This is a genomic window from Candidatus Woesearchaeota archaeon (genome assembly GCA_021734105.1).
In the GTDB taxonomy this organism is placed as follows: domain Archaea; phylum Nanobdellota; class Nanobdellia; order Woesearchaeales; family SKGA01; genus SKGA01.
In genome coordinates, this window is the sequence record JAIPJP010000008.1 from 17,195 (window position 1) to 35,623 (window position 18,429).

Here is an 18,429-nt window from a genome sequence, read left to right on the forward strand (position 1 = left end):
TTAATCTTCACCTATAATATCGCCTTCTTCTTTGATGCTAATATATTCGAAAGCTTTATTGAGCACTAACGCTGCTTTGGGCAAATCATTAACTCGAAAAGAATTCGTTGTTTGCCAGATATTTTCTTTGTCCTTATAGGAACGCTCTAGCGTGATTGTACGAAATAAGTTTGACGTACCATCTTTTGTTTTTCCTTCATTTGCCCAGATTGTTGCTGTTACTGGACTTGCCCGAAACTTTCTTTCCGGCGTATTTTTATCTATATTTACTTTTTCCATTTGGCTTTACCTCCTTGGTTTCCCTTCTTATTTCACCCACAAACAATGTTGTGAGGGGGGGTGCCTTAGCATAGGGATAGAAATGGACATTTATATACCTTGTGCGACGATGTCCAGTGAAGAAGTCAAATGAAGCTGTTCGTCTTAAAAAAAATAAAGATCAGTCTCAGAATAGTCTCAGTCTCAAAACAACCAGTCTCAAAGTTGAAAGTTGAGACTGGCGAACACCCCCTTATTTCCTATGGAAACCAAATCTTACCAGTCTCAAAAATAAAAAATAGTCTCAAAAATAGTCTCAAAACAGTCTTGAGACAGTCTCTATATGAGTGAGACTGAGATGAGACTGCGGAAAATTTTAAATAAACAAAACCATTTCCGTAAGTAATGAAAGATTTATTTCTCCAAAAAGAGTTCAAAAAGCCAGTTGAAAAAGAACTCTACAAACTAGTACAACGCGTAGAAAAGCTAAAAAATGCTCTCGTAGAACTTGAAGAAAAAACAGAAGAAACAATAGAAGAAGAAATTATAACAGATAACCTAGTTGAAGAACCTATTAAAGAAGCAATTATCACTCAAGAAGAACCAGACTATATCGTCTTAGAAAGCCCAAAACAAAAGCAACAGGTAAGTATAGCTGCTTTAGAACAAGAGGCAATCGCGACAGTAACGAAAAATAAAAAAACCATTATCAAACAAAAAATCATTGGCGTTGCAAACAAAAACCGCGTCACCGCAAAACAACTCAAAGAAATCGTCGTTGATAAACATACATATTGCTCTAAAGCAACATTTTATCGTTATCTTACAGAACTACGTAAAGAGCGACGATTAGAAGCTATTCAAATAAATAATAAGGAATACCTGTATGGTATCCAAAAAGAATACAATATTTAAGCCTTTGTAGATGCTTTTTTTGCTGATTTCTTCGTGTCTTTTGACACCATTCGAACTTTTTGAGGTTTAACGGCTGCTTTTTTTGGTTTAGTTGCTACGTATTTCACATTTACCGTTTCAAAAGCTTTTGCAACATCAGCTTCACTAGCGCCTTTCTTTATATCTAGCTTTGATGCTAAAGGTTCGAGATGAGCAACATTACATTTTCTTCGACGCGTTTCGCCGTCAACAAACACATAAACATCATCAACAACATCAATAATAACACATTTTTTTCCTGCGTCTCGACCTGCTAATTTTATACATACAGTTCCTATTTCAAATAACATTTTGCGTCTCCTTCATCTCGTTTAGAGCGGGTCGCCCTTCGCTCTTATGATGGATGAAAAATCGTTTTATTGGGTTTCACGAGCTTCTTCTTTAATTAGCTGTCGTGATGCCCGACTACCTAAAACACCGCCATAAGGGCGCTGCGGTCGTCTCATTGTTTTTGGCAGCTTCGCTAACTGATTTGGCGTTTTGCGAGGCACTCCATGAAGCGGTTCACCAGTTATTGCGCATCGCGCAGCACCAGGATTCCTTGGTTCATAGCGTTTTACTGCCTTTCCTCCGGGTACGCGTTTCATAACACGTCGGAGCGTTCTTGATTTAAACATTCCTCTAGGCATAACAGGGAAGAAATCAAGTTTCATTTATAAAGATTGCCGTGTAGCAAGAAATTCACCACTATGCATATTTTAAGCTAATTTTAGCGCTTTTCTTAGCGCTGTTGAAAATATTAATGAAAAAAGAATGTAAGCACCAAGCCAACCAGCATTTTTAATAAGAGGTAAATCTTTGAACAAAAAGATATTTCTAAACACGTAAAGTTTTTCATTCCCAATGGTAATTTTCTTAAATATTTCTGAATTAACAAGAACAACAGGATCTTCATAAATAACATCTTCAGATATAGTTACTAAAAAAAATTGTTCCTCGCCAGACGACTCGTGAAGCAGAGATAATTCATATGAACCTTTTGGCCCTTTAATTCCTGTCCACGTCGCCGCATCATTTATAGTTGTCTGAGTAAGATTACTTAAAACAGTGAGATTATCAGGAACCACTAATGAGACTTGACCAGAGACCTCTTCTTGAAACGTTGCTGAAACATTGAATGATGTATTGGGAACAAGCGGAGCAAAAGCTAAATTTGCCCCCAGCCAACCAAAAAAAATTAACAAGGGAATAATGGTATAAAACGTTGTCTTAAACGAAGATTTCATAAACTCGCCATTAAGTTTCATTAAATCCTTTTGCACTTTCATTGCTTTTTCAGGACTATCTTTAAGCGTCTTTAATTTAGCTTGATACCTTTTCATGTCTGCTTTAAGACGTTTTAATTTTTCCTGATCTGTTGCAAACATGTGAATTAAAGTAGTGAATACAGAAACAATAATACTAACTATGAGAAGTGTTGCAAAGGGACCTGCCCATTGAAGGAGTGGACCTAGAACCGGATCCAATATATTTGCTAAAGCCATATTTTATTTTCCCATCATTTTACGAAGCATCGGATTCATATCTTCCATGTGTTGCTTAGCAATATCTTCGTAAAGTTTGTAAATAATCATTACCGTAAGTAATAAACCAGTACCACTACCAAATGCGCCCGTCATGTCCGCAATAGATGCAAGAAAGCCTATAAAAATTCCGCCCATTATTGTTAACGGATAAATATATTTTTTAAGAAGCCTTTCTAACACTCTCTGATCTTTTCTAAAACCAGGAATTTGCAACCCAGATGACATCATTTGCTTTGCCTGTGAACGAGGATCAAGACCTGATGTTTGCATCCAAAACCAACTAAACAGTACTGATGCGCCAACAAAAAATAACATGTAAGTAATACTCTGAACAACCAATAATCCAGTCACGTTACGTTGAATAATGTGCTGTAAAAGATTGGTATTCGTTAAGAAAGGAATAACATTTGCACTAAACCAACTCGTTCCGCCGCCAATAGAACTAAACAATTGTAAATTAGCAACGAGCGCTGAAACTAAAATAACAGGAAGAACATTGGTATATACAAAGTTTAAGGGCCATCTCACCCCATGACCTCTAATTCTTCCAAAAGATAAGGGAATCTCCACTTTCATTGCTTGAGCGAAGACTACTACTGCAAAAATTAACAGTGTTGCAACTAACATACTCAATTCTAACCCTGCTGCGGTTGCTTGACCACTTGAAAGCGCTTGCAATAATTTAGGAATAGCACCCGCATACGCTTCTTGATTGACCACAACAGCCGTTCCTGTTGCTTCAATTGGATGCAATGGACTTAATGCTTGAATAAAAATTTGTTGAGATACACCCGCAGCAATAAATAAGGATACGCCGCTACCAAAACCCCATTTATTTAAGAGATCATCAAGAAAAACAATAATAACGCCACCAATAAACAGTTGGAGAATAACAGCACCACTATAACCCGCAATTGGCTGAAGACCTCCTAATTTAACATAAATAATACCCTCTAAAAGAATGAAAAAATACGTTAAAATTTTTTGCGTTCCTTGAAATAATGCTTTACCTTCTGCAGTAGATGTGTCGATGCCAATAAGGCCCGAACCTGCCAAAAGTTGCAACACAATAGACGCGGTTACGATAGGCCCAATACCTAAGGATATAATAGAACCAAAACTTGCACCAAGTACTACAGATAAAAATTGAAAATTACGAAGAGGAGCAGCGTCTAAACCAAAAAGAGGAATTGCTCCTAAAATAAAGAAAATTAAAAGTACTAAGCCTGTCCAGATAAGCTTTTGTTTGAAAGAAACGTGTTTTTGCGTTGGAGACTTCACTTCCGGAAGGAACCGAAGTAAATCTTTGTAGGCCATACTCTTTGTTCTCACAATAAGTTAGTTAAAAAACTTTCCATCTACTCAACATCACTAACAGCTACTTTTTCAGAAACCTGCTTATTAGCTTTCTGTTTCGCGGAGTTATTGTCCAGATTATCTTCTTTTTCTTGATCTAAGGAAGAAACGTCTGAAGATTTAAGGATTACTTCGCCGCCAGCGAGTTTAATTTTTTCAATAGCACCAGCCGTTGCAAATGCAACAGTAATGACATACGCAGCAACTGGTTTTCCAGTACCTAAAAGTTTGTCAAAGTTAGCTGCAGATAAATCTATTGTAATTTTATCTTGCTCTTGTTTAGCAACACCTTTTGCAACAAGCGCGTTCATAGATGAATTAATTTGTGTAATACTTATAGGGTTACTATTTTTTGTGGTTGGATTTGTAAAACCAAATTTCCCAGCCATCTTTTCATTTTTCCAATAGGAAGGTTTTTTTGCATCACCACGTTTTCCTGAACCAGCATTACCACGACCTCCTCGGTGACCTGCACCACGCCATTTCTTTTTTTCGCCATGACCGTGAGTAAACGATCCTCGGTGTCTGCTATTTTTTCTACGAAGGTTATTAGTCATTATATATCACACTTATATCATTTTTTTGAGTAAAATATTAATTGCTTCTTTTCGGTCACCTAAAACACCACCAGCAACAAATGATTGTTTAATACCTTTCTTTTCAAATCCACCAATTGGAGGAGCAAGGAAAAATACCTTATTCTCTTTACTTTTTGTACCTCGCTTTGTGATAAGTTCAGCGAGTAATTCTTCACTTACAGGACCAAAGGTAATATAACTCTGAGCTTTTTTAAGCATCCCTCGAATAACAGGCGTATCATCAACAATTACACAGGCATGTTTTTTTCGTATATTAAGATATGCTAACGTTTCTTTAATATCGCGATTAACACCAACAAGACCGCGAACAAGAATTACTGCAATTTTATTCATTTTTGCTAGCCTCCTGTTTTTTTGCTTTGTGTGAGTCAGATTTTTCTTCCTTAGCTGCAATCTTAGTCGTTGTTTTAGCATTTTTAACTGGCTCGGTAGTTTTCTGCAGTTCATCAGTTACTGATGCAGTTGCTTTTTCTTCAGCGGAAACTACAGGTTCTTTTTCCTCAACAAGTAATGGTTTTTGAATAGGGCCATACGAACCTTCACTAACAGCAAGCACATCTCGCTGTTTGGGTTGCACACTCATCTGAGAAAGCTTTCTTAATGCTTGCATAGTTGCTTTAATAACATTAATTTTGTTTTTCTTTTGACCAAAACTCTTTGACCATACATTTTGAATACCGGCAGCCTTTAAGATTTTTGCAACTTCCTTGTCACAAATTAAACCCTTGCCTTTAGGAGCTGGTTTTAAAATTATTTTATACGAACCACATTTGCCTTCAACTGCGAATGGAATAGAATGAGGTTCTGTACTTTGATCTTCCCAAGAACCTGTACCTCGACGAATCATCATCATATTTAATTTAGCTTGACGAAACGCTTTTTCTCGTGCTGGAACAGTTTCTTTAGATTTACCATAACCAACACCAACATGACCATTACCATCGCCAGCAACTGCAAAGGTTGCAAACTTAGGTCTATTACCTTCGCGCGTCTTCTTTTGAGTTTGACGAAAAACTCTTCGTTGACCACCACCAAATTTACCTTTTGCTTGACCAATAAGTAAAAGCTCCGACTCGGTTTTTAACAAGGCATCGATAATTTCTGTTTCTAAAATTCGTCGACCATGACCTAAAATTTCATCAATGTCTTTTATTTCTCCTGACTTTACTTTTCGACCTAACTCAGTCTTTGGCTGCCAAGATGTTACGTCAAATGCTTTTTGTATTTCTTCACGCATGAATGTCACCTTATGATAATATTTTTTTCTTCACGTCTTCAAATGTTTTTGTGATAGTTTTTGCCTTAGTATTATACTCTGCGATGTGTTTTCCAGACAATCTTTCTTCGCTTGGAAAAATTTCGTCTGAACTAGGAACAATAATACCTGCATCAATAACTCCTTTAAGCGTTGCATAAATTTTTGAGCCCTTCTTGAGCGTTTGCAAACCAACATCAAGAATTGCCTCTTTAACACCTTTCTTTTCTGCTTGAACCCCTGCGACCAAACCTGCTAAATAGCATGCGGGAAGAGATTTCTTTGAAAAACTCCAACCAAATTTTTCTAATTTACTTGAATGAAACGTTTCTATAACCTTATCTCCATTTGGTTGATAATTAATAAATTGAACAATAACAGCGCTGTTAGATCGACGAATAACTAAACGAGTCTTATTACTTTTAAGAAGCTCTAAACGCTTCTTGTAATTAGTTTTGCCTTCTCGTTTTCGTCTAAATCCTAATGTATATATAGCATTTTTAGCCATTCTTTTACTTCTCCTTTTGCTGTAATAAATTTTGTTCTTTAATATAAACTTTGATATGACGTCTATTACGGAAGAAACCGCCTTTTGCCTTACGATATAATTGTTTATACGTTTCTTCTGAAACAATTTTTCCAACACGTAACTGCGTTAACAACACTCGTTGCGCACGAATTTTTGCCATCCATGCTTCTTTTCGAGGAACAAGAGCTGTTTTTTTGCCTTTCTTTTTACCAGGTCCTCGTTGTAAACCTTTACTTCTTTGAATTGCTCGATGATTAGCTCTTGCTCGAGAAACACCTTTTGCTTGTTCTTTAGCAACAACACCTTCACTAATTAATGCACGAATATCTGCTTTTGTAATTGCTTCTTTAATGTCGGCTAACCTATCTGGTGCAAACCATACTCTCTTAGGCGAACATTTTAGGATGTCTCCAGCCAATCGTTTTTGTACATTAAGTTTCATAAGTATTACCTATTCTTTTTTTGTCAGCACTTTATCATGCTCTTTTTTTTCTTCAACCTTAGCATCATTATTAATTGCTTCCTGCTTTTCTACATGCGGGTTGTTGATATTTTGTTTATCAGCAGTATCTTTTTCTTTCTCGCTCTTTTCTTTATCCTTAGCTTCTTTTGCTGCTTTTGCAGCTTTTTCTTTTGCTTTAGCCTTGGATTCTTTTCTTTTTGTTATTTCTTTTCGCTTAGCAGATTTTAGAGCGAGTTTTTCATCAATTGCTGATCTTGCTACTTTTGCATCAAGATTAATAAGTGTAAAATTATTTTTTTCTATAAAGTCAAGTAAAACTATTCGTTTTCTGCCGCCAACAGTGCTTGCAATAATAACACCATCTTTTTTTGCATTAAGAGTGGTAAAATCTTTTAAATTTGCAACAACGTTTTGTGTTAAACCTTCTTTTGATAAACCACGAACGTCTACAGGCGAACTATATCCTGTGGAACGAATTTTTGCATAACCTTTTCTGTGAAGTCGCATTTTATTTTGTCGACCTTTAGGTCTTCGCCAACCAGTTCCAACTCGCTTCTTCTTATGAGCATCATGTCTAGTAAATGTGGGTTTCTTACTCTTGAGTATTTTTCTGATTGCGAGTAGTTGTTTCATTGATTGTCACCTATAATTTTTTACCATCTTTTTCTACAATATAAATACCATCTTGAAATCGACGACGATCAAAACCGTTTCGTCTAGTAAGTTTTTCTATAGATGCTGCTGCTTGCGCAACTAATTCTTTGTTAATACCTGACACCAAAATCATATCTCCATCAAGTTTTACGTCAACACCATCTTTGAAAGTTAACGTTCGAGGAACAGCTTCGCCAATAAAATTTTTTACTTCCATTCCAGGTCCTTTAATAGAAACATTCATAGGGAAGTGACCTGAACAAACACGTAATTTATACTCATGACCTTTTGTTACACCACAAATAAGATTTTTTACGTGAGCTTTGAATGTATTTAGCACTTTCTTTTCTGCTTTAGTAAATAGTTTTACATTAAACGTTACACCTTCAGATGCAACACCAACAATAACCTTGGGATGGATGAGATTTCTTTTTACTTCGCCTTTTGAACCTTTTATTGTTAACACTCCTTGATTTACCTGAGCAGTTACGCCTTCAGGCAGAGGAATTGTTTCACTTATATTTTCAAATTTCATTTTTTTACGATTTCTAGTAACAATAACTAATGAGTCGTCCTCCGACGCCTTTTTCTTTTGCTTCTGTGTGAACCATCAAACCTTGATTTGTGGAAACGATTAATATGCCAAATCCTCTTGCAGGAAGATAACTTTTTTCAAATTTTTCATAATCATCAATTTTAATTGCAAACCTAGGTTTTACAACACCACAAGCATTTAAATGACCAATAAGATTAATAATAAGATAATTGCCTTTTGCATCGATAACTTCTTCGACAGCCCCAATATATCCTTGATTACTCATAATTGCTAATACTTTTTTAATAACATTTGAACTCATTTTTGTTGTTACACGCTGTTTGCCAACGCGTTTAGCGTTATTAATTTGCGATAATATGCTTGCTAAAGGATCGTTTAATGACATTTTCTTTTTCTCCTAATCAAATTTTTTAAAACCGAGTTTTAGTGCATTATCTCGAAAGCATTGACGACATATACTCATGCCGTATTTTGAAATGTGACCGCCTGTTCGTCCACAAACTTCGCATTTTTTGGTTGACTCACCAAATTTTCTTTCTCGTGGAAGATTGTGTTTAAGATACTTTTGGTGTTTGCCTGGCTTTTTGCCAATTTGTTTGAGTACTTTTGTATGGTCTGATGTGGTCATCTTATTCCTCCATTGCAACACCGAAGTTATCGGCCATGAATTTAATCGCATCTTCTTTGGTAATAAGGTGTGATTTTCCTACAGCTACTTTTTTCACTTTTCTTTTCTTTACTCTAAAACCAGGTCTGGATAAAGTAAGGGAAACTTGTAAACCTAAAATTCCAATTTCAGTATCGTACTTAACTTCTGGAATATCAACATACTCATGAATACCAAATGAAATATTACCATAATTATCAAACCAAGATGATTTTATTTTATTTTCTTTTGCTGCAAGTAATCGTTTTACTAAATCTTTTGTTTCATCTCCTCGAAGAGTTATTTTTGCTCCAATTGGAAGTCCTGGTCGAAGACCCCATGCTGCTAGTCTTTTGTTAGTGATAGTTTGCACTGGGTCAATGCCTGTGATATTTTTGAGGAGTTTAACAGCTCTTTGAAGGACTTTTTCATCTCGTCCAGCGCCGACGTTGAGTGTTAATTTCTCAATTTTAATTTCTTTCATCACATTCATTTTTATTGCACCGTAATAAGTGATTTTTCTTTACCGACAACAACTACAGATTCTTTTTTAGTTTTGAATAGAACATTATCTATTTTTACTGTAATCGTAGATGCTTCAATGGACTCAATAACAGCAATTTTGCCCACGTGAGATCCGCTTTCAAGGAAAATTAAAGCTCCTTTTTGCAAAGCAAGATGATTTATAATTTTTTGCGATGGCAAATCAACAATTAATGAATCGCCAACTTTGTACGTATCTTTATCAACAAGAACATTTCGTCCATCAATAAGATTAAGCTGCATCTTCCCTTTTCTAAGAGCTGTTTTACCGATAATTTTACACACCTTCTGGCTTGCTTCTTTATCATCTACTTTAACAACAGCTAATTTACTTTTCTGGGTAATTGTTAAACGATAATATTCTTTAACTTTAGGAAGAGAAACTACTCCAAAAAGCCCTACAGGTTGTTTATTATCATGAACGGCTCGACCATCAATAAGACAATCTTTGTTATGTAAGATAAACTTCACTTCTTTTGTGGTATTTGCAACTTTAATTAGGTCTCTTAAAACAACGGTAAGTGGTAGATGATGATATTTGTTGTTTGGTCCGGGATGAGGCCGAGCTACAAAGGGTAATGTTTTTTTGCTAATAGGCCATGTCCTTGGAGATGCTAATCGTTTCAAATGTTGTTTTACCATTTTTATTTCTCTTCAGTTTTTTGTTTTTTGAATCGTCGCTTATCTTCTGCTAAACTAATAAGCTGTAAATTTGATGGATGCAAAGGATAGGGAACTTTTCCACCGTCTTTTTTTACTATTTCAATTCCTGTAACAAATACTTGTTCACGAACAGGAGAAACTTTTTCTACGGTTCCAGATTGTCCTTTAAACGAACCTCGAAGCGCTTTTACTTTATCGCCTTTTCGTACACGAACAGCACGCGTTTCATGTTTTTTTCGTAAGTCTTTTGCCAAAGATACATTCATGAATTTACTACGGATATGTGCTGGGGCGTTAAACCGATACTTACGTTGTTTGCGCGGTTGTACGCTTTTGATCCATTCAATTGAAAATCCTGATTTCATTTTTTATACCTTTTTTTATATAATAGTGTTTGCTACTTTTGCAACGGCTGGCCATTTATTTGCAGCTTCTTTTGCAATTGGTCCTTTGAAAATTGTTCCTTTCGGATTACCTTTTTCATCTTTAAGTACAACTGCGGAGTTATCTTCAAAAGTTACTCGAGTTCCATCAGGTCTTCGATATTCTTTTTTCTGACGCACAATAATTGCAAAAACAACTGTTTTTCTCATATCAGGTCTGCCTTTTTTTACAGATGCAATCACCATATCGCCAACACCTGCACCAGGTACTCGACCTTTTACGGTTTTTTTTCGCTTTACACCTGTAATTTTGATAACTTTCGCTCCAGAGTTATCACAGGTTTCAATGATTGAGCCTGTTTGTAAGCCCTCTGTTATTTTTGCTTTGACTGCTTTCATTTTACTCTGCCTTTTGCACAATTTCGATTACAATGAAATTTTTAGTTTTTGAAAGAGGTTTTGTTTCTTGAATTTTAACGATGTCTCCTTCCTGAGCATGTATCTCTTCTGGATTGTGCGCTGCAACTTTTGATCGTCGTTTTTCAAAACGTTCGTATTTAGGAATTTGAACTCGCCGTTCCCATTCTACAACAACAGTATGGTGCATTTTAGCACTAACAACTTTTCCTGTGAATGTTTTTCCTCTTACGCTGATGTTGTTCATTGTTTTTTTCCTCTTGATTTGATTCGATCTTCGGTTCGTTTTACGATGGTTTCTCCGTTGATCTTTTTTTGGTTAATAGTAAATGTCACGCCCGATTTAAGGATGGTTTTTTCAACCCCGTCGACAAGTAACGCCATTGTGTTTTTTGTTTCGTTAACAATAATGCCCTTAAGACCGACATAGGACTTATTTTTTGCCTCCAATATCGTGCATTTTTTTCCGATGTAATTCTCACTTTCCACTTTTCAATTGAATGGTTTCTGGCGCAAACCCAAATTCGACCAACGCATCTTTTATTGTTTTGATGTGGTTTCCTTGAAGTTCAATAACATCTTTTTTTGCAGTTCCCCCGCATGCGAATTTGTTCTTTAATTTTTTTGCAACATCTTTGATATTGATTTCGCTTGCGTTGATACCTTCGATAATGGTATATTGTTTGCCAAATTTCTTTTTAATGATGGCAACTGTTATCTTTTGATTTTCTTTTGCTATATTATCCCATGCGGAAAGTTCCTTGGGAAGACCTGTTATGGGGTCAAATTCAACCATTGTTTGGTGTTTCCTCGTTTTTTAGCGCAGATAATTTTGCTATTGTGCGCTTTAATTGTTTTATCTGACCAGGACTTTTTAATGTTGTTCCTGTAATCACTTGGCCATTGAGTTTGATAAGTTCTTGTTTTGCTTCAAGAAATTTTTTTTCTTTGTCAGCTGCGCTAAGAGCTTTTAAATCTTTAAACTTCATTCTTCCTTAGCCTCCACTTTATCGTTGTTCGGCTTCTTATCAGTTTCTTTTGATTCTTCTTTTTTAGTAACTTTTTTTGATGATTTTTTAGTAGTTTTTTTCGTTGACTTCTTTGTTGTAGCTTTCGGCTTTTCAACGCTTTTATTCTTAACATCATCTACTGATTCTTCATCAGGCAGTATTTTTGTTTCTACTTCTTCAACAATGGGTCCAGCTAAAGCATCTTCGTCATTAAACGTAATTTGATCGGGGAGTTTGGTTGTTCCAGGCATAATTCTCACTTGTACGCCAACAATCCCTGTTTTAAGTTTTGCAAATTCCTTTGCTGTATCAACACCTGTAATTGCCAAATCGCCACACTTCTTCATATAGCCATCAACAAATCGCCATGTTTTTGCACGAGAAGAAGGAATTTTTCCTGAAATGAGTATTTCTACACCAAGTGCTCCTGCTCGCATAACTGATTCTAAAGTTTTATGACCAATGCCTTTGAAACGTTGTGTACCAAATCGTTCTAATTGATTAACGATCATTTCGGCTATAACACCTGCATCAAGACTAAAATCAGTAATTTCTTCGATTTCAATTTGAGGATTTTCGAGCTGAAACTGTTCTCTGAGTTCTCTTGTAAGTCTTTGAATAGTAGCGCCACCACGACCAACTACAAGGCCAGGTCTGCTAGCGGAAATAATAATTTTTTCTCCAAGGCTTGTTCTTTGAAGTTTTACATTGCTAAGGCCAACTCTGCTTAATTCTTTTTTAACATATTCCTTGATTTGGAACTCCTTGAAATTTTGTGCGATGAATTTTCTCTCAATCAAAAAAACCACCTCGGTTTTTTTGGTGTTCCAAAAATTTTATTTTTGTAACAATCATTGTTTAGCCTCCGGCTCTTCATCAACAGATTTCTCTTCTGCTGTAGGTGATTTTGTTTGAATAGATAATTCTTTTTCTTCTAAAACTTTTTCTGATTGTGTTTCTGATTCTACTTTTGTTTCTAGTTTAGGAATGGTGGATTTTGATTGTTGAGAGGATTTTTTCTTGGGGGATTTTTCTTTTACTTCAACTTCTTGTAAAACGACTTCAATATGTGTTCTTTTCATTACTCGTCGTCGTTGGCGTCCTTGATGCATAGGAGTTGCAGCTTTATGAGCGCAAATATGAATTAGTTTTAATTCTTCGGCAAGACCTTTGTTTGCAGCGTTGGAAAGAGCTGATTTAATAACATCACCAATTGCTCGTGCTGCTTTAAGAGGATAACGACCTGAAGCCATACCTGGTCTGTGACCTACACCATCAGTAAACCGTGTAAAAGGAACTGCTTCTTCTTTTCTTTCTACACGAGCAAGAAAAGCAATAGCTTTGTCAGCATTCATACCACGAACTTTATTACAAATGTTAATTGCAGTTTTCACAGAAATATCTAGGTTAGAACCATATGCTTTTGCCGTGTCGCTGCCAACATTTTTAAATGTGTAGTTCGTCATTTTTTAATCCTTATTTTTTAGGTTTGTTTGTTACACCAACACTGGTGTGTGATGCTCTTTTTCTGGTTAAAGCGAAATCGCCAAGATAGTGACCAAGCATTTCTTCTTGAATTATAATTGCTTCAAAACTTTTACCTGTATGTACTTGAATAGTTTTTCCCACCATTATTGGTAAAATAACCATGTCGCGCAGATGCGTTTTAACATTATTTTTCTTTTGCAGTTTTGCAATAAGCTTTTTCTTCTCGTCGCTAAAACCTCTTTTAAAAGAGCGTCGCTGACGGGTTGGAAGTAACAACATGAACTCGTCAATAGATAATTCTTTGAGTTCTTCAATTGTTTTTCCTTTGAATTTGAAAATTTTTAGTGCCATTTTATATTAACCTTAAATCCTTTTTCCTCGAGCTCGACCAGTTTTTCGAGGTCTGATTGCACCAACAAGTCGTCCAGGTGGAGCATTCTTAGGTGCTGGTTTAGCTTTTGATTTTCTTAATGTTCTCTTGTTACCGAATGGATGCGCAACTGCGTTCATAGCGCTTGCAGACACAACTGGCCAGTATTTATTACGAGCTTTAGCTGCATAAAATTTCTTACCTGCTTTAAGGAATGGTTTCTCAACGCGTCCGCCACCTGCAGCAACGCCAATGGTTGCTCTACAATCAGGATGAAATTTCTTTTGTTTACGTGATGGTAATTGAATAGTAACTCCGTCTTTTGCCTTTGAAATAACTCTTGCTGTAGTTCCACTACCACGAACAAATTTGCCGCCATCATTTGGTCTGCCTTCAATATTAAATATAGCAACACCTTCAGGAATATCTTTTAATGCAAGAACATTTCCATGAGCAAGAGGAGCATCTTGCATCTTGATTTCATCACCAACTGCAATTCCTTCTGCAGCAATAGTGTAACCCGCAATACCATCTTCATAAAAAACTTGTGCTAAAGGAGCCGTGTGACCTGCACAATGAACAATATCTACAACTACAGCGCTTTCTTTAGCTAAAACTTTTGCCTCTCCTTTAAACTTAAAGGATGGAGCTGTAAAGGTTGCTTTACCTTTACCTCGTTTTTGTGCTGTAATTGGTTTTCCCATTCTCTTTTCCTTACATGAGTTCTAGTTTTGTTGCGATGTCAACTGCAGGCGTTTCGTCTGTGAACGTAACATACGCTTTCTTTTTTGAATCAGGACCGATGAACGTATTTACTTTTTTTACTTTAGCTTTAAACAAGAGTTCAATTTCTGCTTTAATTTCTGCTTTTGTTGCTTTTTGATCAACAATGAATACGAGTTTATTTTCACTTTCCATTAAACGGATAGCTTTTTCTGTTGAAAGCGGTGCTTTAATCATTGGACAACACCTTTCTTTTTGTCAAGAAATAATTGTTGCTCTTTGAGCACATCTAGAGCAATGTCTGTAAATAGCGTTACGCGTCCAACATGTGTTCCTGGCGCGAGGAGCTCTGCGTTTAATGCATTTACTGGAACTACATCGGTCCCAGGAAGATTTGCTCCTGCTTTAAGAAGCGGACAATCTTTTGAAACAACAAATAATACGGATTTTTTAGTAATAGTTTTTCGACCGCGTGCTTTACCTTTACCTGCACGAATACTCGTTATATTTGCGCGTTCAAGTTCTCGTGTAAAACCAAGCGCTTGTAATGCAGCTACAACATCTTTTGTTTTTGCTAACTCTTCAAAAGAAGCATCGAGTGCTAAAGGATAACTTGCTGGAATGTGATGACCCCGAGCTTTTACAAGATTTGCATCAACGGATGCTGCTAAAGCACTTCTAATTGCCTTTCTTTTTTCTCGGGTGTTAATTTTTTGATCCCATTCTTTTTCCGCTTTAGGAGGATGAGCTCGACGACCACCAACAGTTTGTGGCGCGGTTGCTCCGACATAATAAAATCGCGTACCTCGACGATTCAAAACTTTTCGAGGAGTTCGGGACTGACCAATACCATATGTGCTTTTGTATTTATGTCGTCGTTTTGAAAGGAAAGATGAATATCGTTGACCAGCACCAGGCATAGCGCCATATTTTTGTCTACGTGCTGCTTGCAAGGAAAGAACTGCTCGTTTGACAAGGTCTATTCTTACCGGCTCATTAAATTGAACTGGCAAGTCTACTGATTTTTTTTCAGTATTTGCTTTGTCAAAAACTTTTATTTTCATTTATTCACCTTAATTTCCTTGTTTTGATTCAGTACTAATAAATTCAATAGTAGGTAATGCCTTAGATTTGGAAGGTCTTGTCGCTGGCGTTAATAATATTAGTCGTTTTTTTGGACCGGGAACAGAGCCTCTTACTAAAAGATAGGTTGATTTTACGTTACCATAATTAATAAACCCACTTGAAGGATTTACTTTTTCTGCGTCGTCGTAAATACCTAGGATGAGATTGTTATGTTGAAAACGTTGATGATACCCAGTTTGGCCTGCAAAAGCCATTCTATACATCGTATGACCTTGCGCAATCCACGCACCGAGTGAACCAGGACCTCGTTTCGTTTTCTCGGATTTTTTTGCTCGAAGACTAACACCAAAACGCTTTACAGGGCCTTGATATCCTTTTCCTTTGGTTACTGCTCGAGCATCAACTTTTGCACCTTCTGCTAAAACATCTTTTACATTAATTTCTTTTCCAAGGTTTTCTTTTACAAAAGCGAGTTGTTCTTGAACACTACCGCCAATGGGTAGTTCAAAAACTTCGGGCGTTTTTTTATTAACACCTGTAAGATTGGGTTGAGTATATACTTGTATAGTAATTGCAAGTACAGCAGTTAAGTCTATAGATTCAAGATCTGCAGCAATAGAAAGTTTCTTTGATTGTGGTGCTTTTCGAGAGAAGAATTTATCAGTTTTAAAAAAAAGTTCGGATGAAACAGCTCGACCGTATCCGACTGCTTTGTAAAAACGAACAGAAGCAATCCTTAGTGGAGGACATTCGATAACAGTTACGGGCATGCTCACGCGCTCTCCTTTAGTGATAGAATGTTTATGATTATCAAGTACTACAACATGAGTCATTCCTGCTTTGTAACCAGCAAACGCCAAAGGCTTTACTTCTTTGCTTTTAACAGGACTGCGAACTTTAGCATATTGCCTAGTAGCTCTTTTTCGAGGCCATACTTGCATGCTTCCATGTCGCGGATTTAATTTTTTACCCATTTGTCTAAACCTTTAATGAATAGTTATATCTGAAAATAATTCAACTCTTTTTAGAAACCGATATGATGCGGTACTGAAAAAGGCTTTATTTTCAGGCCAACGTAATCGCAATAAACAATTTGCGAGCAACGAGGAGAAACGACAGACTCTTTATAAATGTTTCCGTTAAGAATAACTAAAACCCCAAACAAAGACTAAAATAAGCTCCCGAAGCCCAAAAACGTATTAAAATGGATTCCATTATCTTAAAAAAGACCGAATTTACTCCTTTTTACTATTTTTTTCTTGTTCTTTTTGTGTCTGCGATGTAGAGTTCTGTTCTTTTGCACGTGCTAACGAGTCTTTAGCAGATTTTTTTGTTGTCGTCGATACTTTCTTTTTACTCTTCTTTTTACCTAATTCTGCTTTTCGTTTAGCATACATTGCAGGATTACGAATACGAGGACAAAAATCATCGGGTTTACATACAAGCAAGGAAATATAATAATCTTTATTAGAACAATTTGGCGGCGGCATCGGCGCCTTACCTTTTTTTATTTGAAAAAGCTGACCTTTTAAATATTGTTCTTTAAGCGGTTCTGGATTTTGTTCATTCCAAGTATAAACAAAATCTTTAATCTGCTCAGCAGACCAACCAGAAACACGAAGAAAATTAACAAGAATAAACAACGCTCGTTTCTTTCCATCCTTAAGACCTGCCAAAATATTTTTAATACAAGGAGGAAAATAATCTTCTGAAATTGCATCGGTAGGCACATCAATAATTTTCGTTTGTCGCTTTTCTTCTTCCCAGGGAACATAGGTATCATCAAATGCGCGAACGAGTAATTGAGCGCCCTCGCCAGGAACAGCAAGGGATCTATCTAAAAAAGGAATAGTAAAAGAAATATTTTCTGGCTTTGCAATATCTTTTTCAAATGTTAAAATATCTTCCACGCGAATAGGCACAGAAACTAAACCTGATTTTTCATGAAGTGCATACGGCATACGATATAGGTGACGAGAAGCAATAAGCACCGTATCTACTTCAACAACAGCGAGTAAATTAAATTTGGGTTCTGGCTTATTTGTTGAACCACAATGAGGACAGCCAATGCTTGACCTATTTTGTTTTGATGAAACAGGATAAGAACATTTTTCGCAACGAATTAATTCAGGCGCACCTTTTGGTTTATTGATAAAACCGCATTGCTCGCATTGATAAACTAATTTTGTTTGCCGATTCTTTTGTTGTTCAAAAACCTTGTTACAATCAACACATTGGTGAGCTACTAATGTCTTGTTGTTTTTTTGAAGTATCGCTTCAAAATCAGCAAAAGAAAATTCATGTTTACCAGCAAAAATTACTTTTTGTTCTTGATCAAGTACTTGGGCACAATTTTCTGTCAAATAGGAAAGTAAGTACGAAGCAATTTTTCGAGGACCTTCAGGAAATAAATCTTTTGTCAAACACATTTGTCCTTCAAAAGGAATTTGTGAAGGAAATGATTCAAAAGGAACAGCAATATGAAATCCTTTATTGCCAGAAAATTTTACTGTTGCTGCAGTGATACCATGATCTTGCAGAGCTTTCACAAATAAATGAGATGTGAGTTTAGATAACCTCCAATCAGGACAATCAATATCTAAAATTAAATCCCAACCTATGCGAAGCGCATCTAAATCTTTTCGCGAGGCGCCTGTTGCGATCGCTAAGGGATTCTCCCATAACTCTTCAGAACAATGAAAAGACGTTGCTTTCTTTTTAGCAAGCTCAAAAACATCATTTTCGTATGTTAAGACATCAGGACGCTTACCAAATTTTGCTAAACCATACATCACACTCACTTCTTTATTCTCTGCATGAGCAACGATGTGCTGGCGAACCTTAAGATGCTTGTAGTGAGATAGAGAAGTTGCAATAAACATTTTGAATAGTATAAGTAAGACCATAAATAAAAATGTTTCTGTTCTGAAAATTTCAAGTAAAAATACAA

31 protein-coding genes are annotated in these 18,429 nt (G+C 36.2%); 1 reads left to right on the forward strand and 30 read right to left on the reverse strand.

Translation table 11 applies throughout. The features are described 5' to 3' along the window. The gene (locus K9M74_02260) at window positions 1-279 is read right to left on the reverse strand and encodes a hypothetical protein (GenBank protein MCF7798702.1); all 279 of its coding nucleotides are present in this window, start codon (window positions 277-279) and stop codon (window positions 1-3) included. A 384-nt stretch (window positions 280-663) separates the two neighbouring features. Here K9M74_02260 and K9M74_02265 point away from each other — a divergent pair, with 384 nt between their 5' ends. Further along, window positions 664-1,173 (forward strand): hypothetical protein, encoded by a 510-nt coding sequence (locus K9M74_02265; protein MCF7798703.1) that lies wholly within the window; start codon window positions 664-666, stop codon window positions 1,171-1,173. Here the strand turns inward: K9M74_02265 and K9M74_02270 are convergent. The 29 genes from K9M74_02270 to K9M74_02410 all read right to left on the reverse strand — a co-directional run bounded on the left by K9M74_02270 (window position 1,170) and on the right by K9M74_02410 (window position 18,361). Further along, on the reverse strand, window positions 1,170-1,502 hold the full coding sequence (locus tag K9M74_02270) for a 50S ribosomal protein L14e (GenBank protein ID MCF7798704.1): 333 nt from the start codon (window positions 1,500-1,502) through the stop codon (window positions 1,170-1,172). The two genes, K9M74_02265 and K9M74_02270, sit on opposite strands and share 4 nt — an antisense overlap. A gap of 66 nt (window positions 1,503-1,568) precedes the next feature. Beyond that, a complete protein-coding gene (locus K9M74_02275; protein ID MCF7798705.1) occupies window positions 1,569-1,841 on the reverse strand; it encodes a 50S ribosomal protein L34e in 273 nt (90 codons plus the stop codon). 69 nt (window positions 1,842-1,910) lie between these two features. Continuing rightward, a complete protein-coding gene (locus K9M74_02280; protein ID MCF7798706.1) occupies window positions 1,911-2,696 on the reverse strand; it encodes an EMC3/TMCO1 family protein in 786 nt (261 codons plus the stop codon). A gap of 3 nt (window positions 2,697-2,699) precedes the next feature. Further along, window positions 2,700-4,055 carry a preprotein translocase subunit SecY gene (gene secY / locus K9M74_02285; GenBank protein MCF7798707.1) on the reverse strand — a complete coding sequence of 452 codons (1,356 nt, stop codon included), beginning with the start codon at window positions 4,053-4,055 and terminating at the stop codon, window positions 2,700-2,702. 41 nt (window positions 4,056-4,096) lie between these two features. Continuing rightward, entirely contained in the window at window positions 4,097-4,651 is a 555-nt protein-coding gene (locus K9M74_02290) for an uL15 family ribosomal protein (protein MCF7798708.1), read from the reverse strand. Window positions 4,652-4,663: 12 nt separating this feature from the next. Further along, on the reverse strand, window positions 4,664-5,026 hold the full coding sequence (locus K9M74_02295) for an uL30 family ribosomal protein (GenBank protein MCF7798709.1): 363 nt from the start codon (window positions 5,024-5,026) through the stop codon (window positions 4,664-4,666). Then, the gene (gene rpsE / locus K9M74_02300) at window positions 5,019-5,930 is read right to left on the reverse strand and encodes a 30S ribosomal protein S5 (GenBank protein ID MCF7798710.1); all 912 of its coding nucleotides are present in this window, start codon (window positions 5,928-5,930) and stop codon (window positions 5,019-5,021) included. Before rpsE ends, K9M74_02295 begins: the two co-directional genes overlap by 8 nt. A 10-nt stretch (window positions 5,931-5,940) precedes the next feature. Continuing rightward, on the reverse strand, window positions 5,941-6,456 hold the full coding sequence (locus tag K9M74_02305; protein ID MCF7798711.1) for a 50S ribosomal protein L18: 516 nt from the start codon (window positions 6,454-6,456) through the stop codon (window positions 5,941-5,943). 4 nt (window positions 6,457-6,460) lie between these two features. After that, window positions 6,461-6,919, reverse strand: coding sequence for a 50S ribosomal protein L19e (locus K9M74_02310; GenBank protein ID MCF7798712.1), 459 nt, complete (start codon window positions 6,917-6,919; stop codon window positions 6,461-6,463). A 9-nt stretch (window positions 6,920-6,928) separates the two neighbouring features. After that, entirely contained in the window at window positions 6,929-7,573 is a 645-nt protein-coding gene (locus K9M74_02315; GenBank protein ID MCF7798713.1) for a hypothetical protein, read from the reverse strand. Window positions 7,574-7,583: 10 nt separating this feature from the next. Further along, on the reverse strand, window positions 7,584-8,129 hold the full coding sequence (locus K9M74_02320; GenBank protein MCF7798714.1) for a 50S ribosomal protein L6: 546 nt from the start codon (window positions 8,127-8,129) through the stop codon (window positions 7,584-7,586). Window positions 8,130-8,142: 13 nt separating this feature from the next. Further along, complete coding sequence (locus K9M74_02325; GenBank protein ID MCF7798715.1) at window positions 8,143-8,535, reverse strand: 30S ribosomal protein S8; 393 nt, start codon at window positions 8,533-8,535, stop codon at window positions 8,143-8,145. A gap of 12 nt (window positions 8,536-8,547) precedes the next feature. After that, entirely contained in the window at window positions 8,548-8,778 is a 231-nt protein-coding gene (locus K9M74_02330; GenBank protein ID MCF7798716.1) for a 30S ribosomal protein S14, read from the reverse strand. 1 nt (window position 8,779) lies between these two features. Then, window positions 8,780-9,289, reverse strand: a complete 510-nt coding sequence (locus tag K9M74_02335; protein ID MCF7798717.1) for a 50S ribosomal protein L5 — start codon at window positions 9,287-9,289, stop codon at window positions 8,780-8,782. Window positions 9,290-9,291: 2 nt separating this feature from the next. Next, window positions 9,292-9,981, reverse strand: a complete 690-nt coding sequence (locus K9M74_02340) for a 30S ribosomal protein S4e (protein ID MCF7798718.1) — start codon at window positions 9,979-9,981, stop codon at window positions 9,292-9,294. 2 nt (window positions 9,982-9,983) lie between these two features. Continuing rightward, a complete protein-coding gene (rplX, locus tag K9M74_02345) occupies window positions 9,984-10,367 on the reverse strand; it encodes a 50S ribosomal protein L24 (protein ID MCF7798719.1) in 384 nt (127 codons plus the stop codon). 15 nt (window positions 10,368-10,382) lie between these two features. Further along, window positions 10,383-10,784 (reverse strand): 50S ribosomal protein L14, encoded by a 402-nt coding sequence (locus K9M74_02350; GenBank protein MCF7798720.1) that lies wholly within the window; start codon window positions 10,782-10,784, stop codon window positions 10,383-10,385. Between the two features lies 1 nt (window position 10,785). Then, the gene (rpsQ, locus tag K9M74_02355; protein MCF7798721.1) at window positions 10,786-11,049 is read right to left on the reverse strand and encodes a 30S ribosomal protein S17; all 264 of its coding nucleotides are present in this window, start codon (window positions 11,047-11,049) and stop codon (window positions 10,786-10,788) included. Further along, entirely contained in the window at window positions 11,046-11,252 is a 207-nt protein-coding gene (locus K9M74_02360) for a ribonuclease P protein subunit (GenBank protein ID MCF7798722.1), read from the reverse strand. Before K9M74_02360 ends, rpsQ begins: the two co-directional genes overlap by 4 nt. A 28-nt stretch (window positions 11,253-11,280) precedes the next feature. Beyond that, window positions 11,281-11,598, reverse strand: coding sequence for a stress response translation initiation inhibitor YciH (yciH, locus tag K9M74_02365; protein ID MCF7798723.1), 318 nt, complete (start codon window positions 11,596-11,598; stop codon window positions 11,281-11,283). After that, window positions 11,591-11,791 (reverse strand): 50S ribosomal protein L29, encoded by a 201-nt coding sequence (rpmC, locus tag K9M74_02370; protein ID MCF7798724.1) that lies wholly within the window; start codon window positions 11,789-11,791, stop codon window positions 11,591-11,593. Before rpmC ends, yciH begins: the two co-directional genes overlap by 8 nt. Then, on the reverse strand, window positions 11,788-12,612 hold the full coding sequence (locus tag K9M74_02375) for a 30S ribosomal protein S3 (protein MCF7798725.1): 825 nt from the start codon (window positions 12,610-12,612) through the stop codon (window positions 11,788-11,790). The genes rpmC and K9M74_02375 overlap by 4 nt, the downstream gene beginning before the upstream one ends. 51 nt (window positions 12,613-12,663) lie before the next feature. After that, complete coding sequence (gene rplV / locus K9M74_02380; protein ID MCF7798726.1) at window positions 12,664-13,278, reverse strand: 50S ribosomal protein L22; 615 nt, start codon at window positions 13,276-13,278, stop codon at window positions 12,664-12,666. 10 nt (window positions 13,279-13,288) lie between these two features. Beyond that, window positions 13,289-13,651 (reverse strand): 30S ribosomal protein S19, encoded by a 363-nt coding sequence (locus K9M74_02385; protein MCF7798727.1) that lies wholly within the window; start codon window positions 13,649-13,651, stop codon window positions 13,289-13,291. Window positions 13,652-13,663: 12 nt separating this feature from the next. Then, a complete protein-coding gene (locus K9M74_02390; protein MCF7798728.1) occupies window positions 13,664-14,374 on the reverse strand; it encodes a 50S ribosomal protein L2 in 711 nt (236 codons plus the stop codon). Between the two features lie 10 nt (window positions 14,375-14,384). Continuing rightward, the gene (locus K9M74_02395) at window positions 14,385-14,630 is read right to left on the reverse strand and encodes a 50S ribosomal protein L23 (GenBank protein ID MCF7798729.1); all 246 of its coding nucleotides are present in this window, start codon (window positions 14,628-14,630) and stop codon (window positions 14,385-14,387) included. Further along, window positions 14,627-15,457 (reverse strand): 50S ribosomal protein L4, encoded by an 831-nt coding sequence (locus tag K9M74_02400; protein ID MCF7798730.1) that lies wholly within the window; start codon window positions 15,455-15,457, stop codon window positions 14,627-14,629. Before K9M74_02400 ends, K9M74_02395 begins: the two co-directional genes overlap by 4 nt. Window positions 15,458-15,466: 9 nt before the next feature. Next, window positions 15,467-16,453, reverse strand: coding sequence for a 50S ribosomal protein L3 (locus tag K9M74_02405; protein MCF7798731.1), 987 nt, complete (start codon window positions 16,451-16,453; stop codon window positions 15,467-15,469). A 261-nt stretch (window positions 16,454-16,714) separates the two neighbouring features. Next, window positions 16,715-18,361 carry a hypothetical protein gene (locus K9M74_02410; protein ID MCF7798732.1) on the reverse strand — a complete coding sequence of 549 codons (1,647 nt, stop codon included), beginning with the start codon at window positions 18,359-18,361 and terminating at the stop codon, window positions 16,715-16,717. Window positions 18,362-18,429: the final 68 nt, after the last annotated feature.